The sequence below is a fragment of the Nostoc cf. edaphicum LEGE 07299 genome, assembly GCF_015207245.1.
Taxonomy (GTDB): domain Bacteria; phylum Cyanobacteriota; class Cyanobacteriia; order Cyanobacteriales; family Nostocaceae; genus Nostoc; species Nostoc edaphicum_B.
On sequence record NZ_JADEXF010000407.1, the window covers coordinates 1 to 4,702 of the forward strand.

General features: G+C 40.3%; 4 protein-coding genes and 1 pseudogene. 1 reads left to right on the forward strand and 4 read right to left on the reverse strand.

All coding sequences use genetic code 11. The features are described from left to right. The 3 genes and pseudogenes from IQ229_RS13580 to IQ229_RS24015 form a co-directional block, all read right to left on the reverse strand. Positions 1–687: pseudogene (locus IQ229_RS13580) on the reverse strand (IS630 family transposase); the annotation flags it as partial. A 596-nt stretch (positions 688–1,283) separates the two neighbouring features. Continuing rightward, the gene (locus tag IQ229_RS24010) at positions 1,284–1,796 is read right to left on the reverse strand and encodes an acetate and sugar kinases/Hsc70/actin family protein (RefSeq protein ID WP_228013449.1); all 513 of its coding nucleotides are present in this window, start codon (positions 1,794–1,796) and stop codon (positions 1,284–1,286) included. Continuing rightward, positions 1,780–2,526, reverse strand: coding sequence for a ParM/StbA family protein (locus IQ229_RS24015; protein ID WP_228013450.1), 747 nt, complete (start codon positions 2,524–2,526; stop codon positions 1,780–1,782). Before IQ229_RS24015 ends, IQ229_RS24010 begins: the two co-directional genes overlap by 17 nt. A 442-nt stretch (positions 2,527–2,968) precedes the next feature. On the opposite strand from IQ229_RS24015, the gene IQ229_RS13590 reads away from it, so the two are divergent. Beyond that, positions 2,969–3,259, forward strand: a complete 291-nt coding sequence (locus tag IQ229_RS13590; protein ID WP_194044497.1) for a hypothetical protein — start codon at positions 2,969–2,971, stop codon at positions 3,257–3,259. Positions 3,260–3,500: 241 nt separating this feature from the next. Here the strand turns inward: IQ229_RS13590 and IQ229_RS13595 are convergent, their stop codons facing one another. After that, positions 3,501–4,079: a hypothetical protein gene (locus IQ229_RS13595; RefSeq protein WP_194044499.1), complete on the reverse strand. Its 579-nt coding sequence runs from the start codon at positions 4,077–4,079 to the stop codon at positions 3,501–3,503. Positions 4,080–4,702 lie beyond the last annotated feature (623 nt).

Consider the following 4,702-nt stretch of genomic DNA (forward strand, 5'->3'; position numbering starts at 1 on the left):
CCTTCTCGGATTCCTCCCATAACATTGACCCGACCACGCCGACGTTGCCCTGTAAGATTTTTGCGTTTTCCTCGCTTACCCCAATTTTTACGGCGAATCACACGTAAACTGAAACCGCTCTCACGCCCATTTCCATACCTGCAAAAGCTCTGGTTGCTCTCTTGCTATTGTCAAATATTGGGCAAGCTTCTCTTGGAATTCTGCTCTAATTAGAGGATCTTGTTTATCTTCTAAATCATATTTAGCCCAAATATAACTATACTTTTTTCGCTTTAATATCCTCCTAACTTGAGAACTACTTAAATCAATTCCTGTTTGTTCTGTTAAATATGTTGCTAATCTTTCTGCTGTCCATCGACCAAATTCATAACCCAAATCTGATGGTTCTCTATCAACTGTTTTTAATAACAGTTCAATATATTCAGGCGTGGCTTTTCGGTTATGCTCATACTCTCGTTTATTATGTAAACTTTCTAGGTTATCTGGATCTCCATGCATACACCAATAAGCAACAGTTCTGGGAGAACAACCTAGAAATCTAGAAATTTCTTGTTGTGTTTTGCCATCGTTTTGGAGCAGAATAATTAAAATTCTTTCACTTACGTGCGGTAATTCGCTCTCCTTAAGAGCCTGCTGTAGCTGAGTAACTTGTTCTAAAATTAAAAAGTTTTTGGCTGGTGGTGGCATACTTTTTTCAATCGACTCTACATTTATATTATGCAGCTTAAATGCCGATTAGCTTAATATCGACCTAGCTACACAGATTGCCTATTGTGGAATTGTACACAAAAAGAAATATACCCCGTCCAAGAGATATTCACTCAGCACTTGCTCAATCTAATAGTTCCGTAGGAAAGCATTATTGCCTTTGTGCAAGCTGGTTATTGAGTATAAAAACCAACGGCATAATTCTAATGTGATTTCAACCTTTAAAGCTGTGTCAACCAGCAGCTATTAATGCGACTTTTTTGAGCTTATTGAGAAGAAAAATCTTCTGTTGACATAATATAACCACCTTGCCATGAAGATTCTACGCTGAACAACAGTCTTTGTTCAAAGTGTACTCGATTGAAGCGGGATAACAATATTCTCTATCTACCTGATGTCATTATAGAAAGGGGCGCTGCCAACAAGGAATTATTTTCAATCCCCCTAGAACTAGCTATTCTCACCTAACCACGAGTAATCGGCTCATTCATGCAGTGGTTATTGAGAAGTTACGTAAAAAGCATCCCAGAAGTGTAGTTGCAGTCCTTGTAACTACACTACTTTTTCTGAGCTAATCAAACATTCTCGTTCACAGCAATAAAGGTACTAGGTCGCTCACAAGGCGTAAAATTATACTTACGTTTAACTTCTTCATCTGTACTACCTTCAGCGGATTTAGTTAGCAGTACAACCTCAGAGCGGGTATAACCAGTCAACTCATCAAACTGAATAATCATATATTGGTAGAGCGCCCAGACATCCGCCATCCGATTGCCAATATCGGAAGATATCTCATCAGGTATAAAAATATTACCGTGCCAAGATACCTTAATCCCCTCTTTCTGGAAGTAAGCGTCTATTTCTGGACGAATGTAATCCGCAGTCCCTCCGCAAAACACCAGTTCTTCAATATCATCATCCATCTTCGAGCGCAACCATCTGACGATCGCACGCCAATATTCATCTCTAGCAAGCAATAAAGCCTTGGACATCGACTCGCCATCAAGTTGAATTTCATCACCTTTGCGCTTGCGTGAGAGTTTCTGCATCACCTGGGGGTCACAATTAACTTCAGCTTCTACCAACACCTCGATAATATTTAATATTGGGATTATCAGGGCTTAGTCCCGATGTCTTGGAAGTAAAATTATTCACCAGCCAAGACATACCAAAATTATTGGTTATTCCCGCACCAATTGAACCACTGCGAAAGGTGAAAATACTTGCGTTGCGATAACCAAGTATTACATACATAGAAGCAGGCATATTATTGCCAAGCGATCGCCTACGGTGAAAAAATATCCCACTACCCTCAGAAGCTGCATCATAACGAAGCATTTTTACCCGCATCTTACCTGCTGGTGTATCAAATCCTCGAAACGCATCCTTCAACCGAACTTGTAACTGTTCTTTATCTTGCACTTCACCGGGCGGTAGCAGGATGCTCAAGTAAGCTGCAACATCATTACCCAAATTCAGCTTTTCCTTAGCCAGCCAAAATGCACCACAAATTTTAGGGACTGCTAGTTCGTACTTTAGCTCCTTCAGCTGCGATATACCCCCAAACCGACGACGGGCAAGCTCTCCCAAGGCGCAGTACTCATCACCTATTCCTACCCAAGTACGAGATTCAGGATTACCTTCTTGTTGAATGCTCTCAATCGAAGCTTTAGCAACGTCCGCTACTTCTGAGTCGAAAAGTAAAACAACAGGCTTTCCCTCTGGATACTCTTGAACGATCGCCTTGGTTTTACTTGCACCCATGTCAATCGTAATTACTACCTTTTTTACGTCTGTTTTCTCCTTAGTTTTGGGCATATCTTTATCTTTTATTACCTTTTACTATCGTTCCCAATTTAACCGAAATGGGAAAAATCCTGTGGTGTAAAACACTTTCTTTACAGGGTTTAACAGCTTTTTTACATACACAGTGCGTAGAGAAAAAACTATTACGGCGATGTTCTTCGATGGCGCTACAGCATTCATACTCAACTCCATTGAGTAGAGAGTCCAGTGCAAACTGCCAGCAAGCAACCAAGTTCAAATTTCCACGGGGCTAATTGAAGTAACTCCATAGCACTAATACCAAATCCAAACCGTAGATTCTAAGTACACTAATGTACTAAAAACTGCTTTAATATTCACTGATCAAATCACCTCCTAAATCATGACTAAATTACCCCAATCACACCCAAATTCTGTATCAACTAAAAGTTGAATTATTAAACAAAATTAGCTTTTTGGCTGTAATTCAAACAATGTGATTGTCATCATTACACCCCGTATTACCTCAACCATCCCCGCAATTACCCCAGTAAAAAGTATCGTTATTGTGGAGTCTTGGGCAATAGCAATAGCAAGGTATGTCAGATGGGGTCAATTACACATTTGCTTTGCTGTCAAATTTTTGATTGTAGCTTTTACAGATGAGATATATGAAGTGATTATTCCAGGCGATCGCACCTCTAAAACTAGAATGCGATCGCCTTTCCAGTTCGGTCAAATACTGTTGATGCACTCGACCAAAGGGTTTGACCAAATTTATGGCTGAAATGGTTTCATAGAAACTTTGAGGAATGCAGTGCAGGTGCTTGAGAAAAAACTCCTTCTAAATGCGCCCAATGGAGAGGTGAAAAGCACCTCCTAACAACAAACAGCACCAGGCGATCGCAAGGAGATATTGCCCACAACGACAAACAGGACAAGGACGGGACTTACGCAAGTATCACAACCGAAGGCAGAGAGAGTATGCTTTTCTCAAATATCTAACCACCCATATCCTCATAATCCCCTCACTCCAGACGAAATCCTGCATCAACTTCTATTTCTGCCTTAGCAATTGGATCATCCTCGTCATCATTAAAAAACCCATCATCTTCGGAATCTTCTCCCAAAACATTTGATCCGACTGGTTCTGTCGCAACAGGTAACGACACAGGACTTGGCCCAGTGGAATCAAAAAAAGAAACTGAAGGGGGAACCGAATTAGCTGAAATAGGAGTTATTTCCACGCCATTAGTTCCAACTGTTGGTTGTAACCCAGTTGCACCTTGCGAGAAAACTCCACTATGAGGATTAACAAGAACTATCTGGGGCAACCCCTCCATCCCAAACGTCCGTTTCATCTTAATGATCTGAACTTCAAGTTGCGCGATCGCATCATGGAGGGCTGACTGCAATTCAACACCAGATACCCCCGCAGCAGATAGCGCAAACGGTAGGTAATACGCCCGCAGCGCCTCACATACTAACTCAGTTTGCCCTCGCTTCTTCGACTGAACATAGCTAATTACTATACCGTCCTCCGTATATTTATTCCGCATGATGCGCGCCAACTCAACCGAATCAGCTGGCTTACTCGCTCTTGCCATAGCTTCTCTTCTATTAACGTGCAAATCAAGCTTCTCAGTAAGCTATTTGTCAATACTCTTACTTTAACCATACGGTGGGAGAACTCACCCCCGTATTTACTCCTAACTACCCCAATTCACACACTAATTACCTCAATCAAGTGAAATTTGGTTTGATTTTTGTCAATCAAAATAAATAATTAACTGAAAAATAAACTCTGACAATCCCCATAATTGAGGTATTCTGAGGGCAAATTAACCCAATTATTTCAGCATTACGTCAAAGGTTAATCAGCTTAGGGAATAACCCCACAATCCGCTCTGCATCTGATTTACTACAGTTGCACTCCACAACAGACTATTGCTGTCTCTGTACAGTCCTGTAACTAAAACAAGGTATGTTTAGTGGCGTCATTTTATCACTAAGGTTATTTTCAATAAACTAGATTAATTGACAGTGCCTTTAATACCAATCATCTTTTTTTGTAGTACAACATACTACTTTGTAGCCTATACTTACTGTTTGATAAATAAACAGATTGAAAAAATAATACCTAAAAATAATTGTAATTACGTATAATTTAATTCACCATAATGGATGGCTTCAGTGTCACTTACAAGACGAACCATAAGATATTACCTTG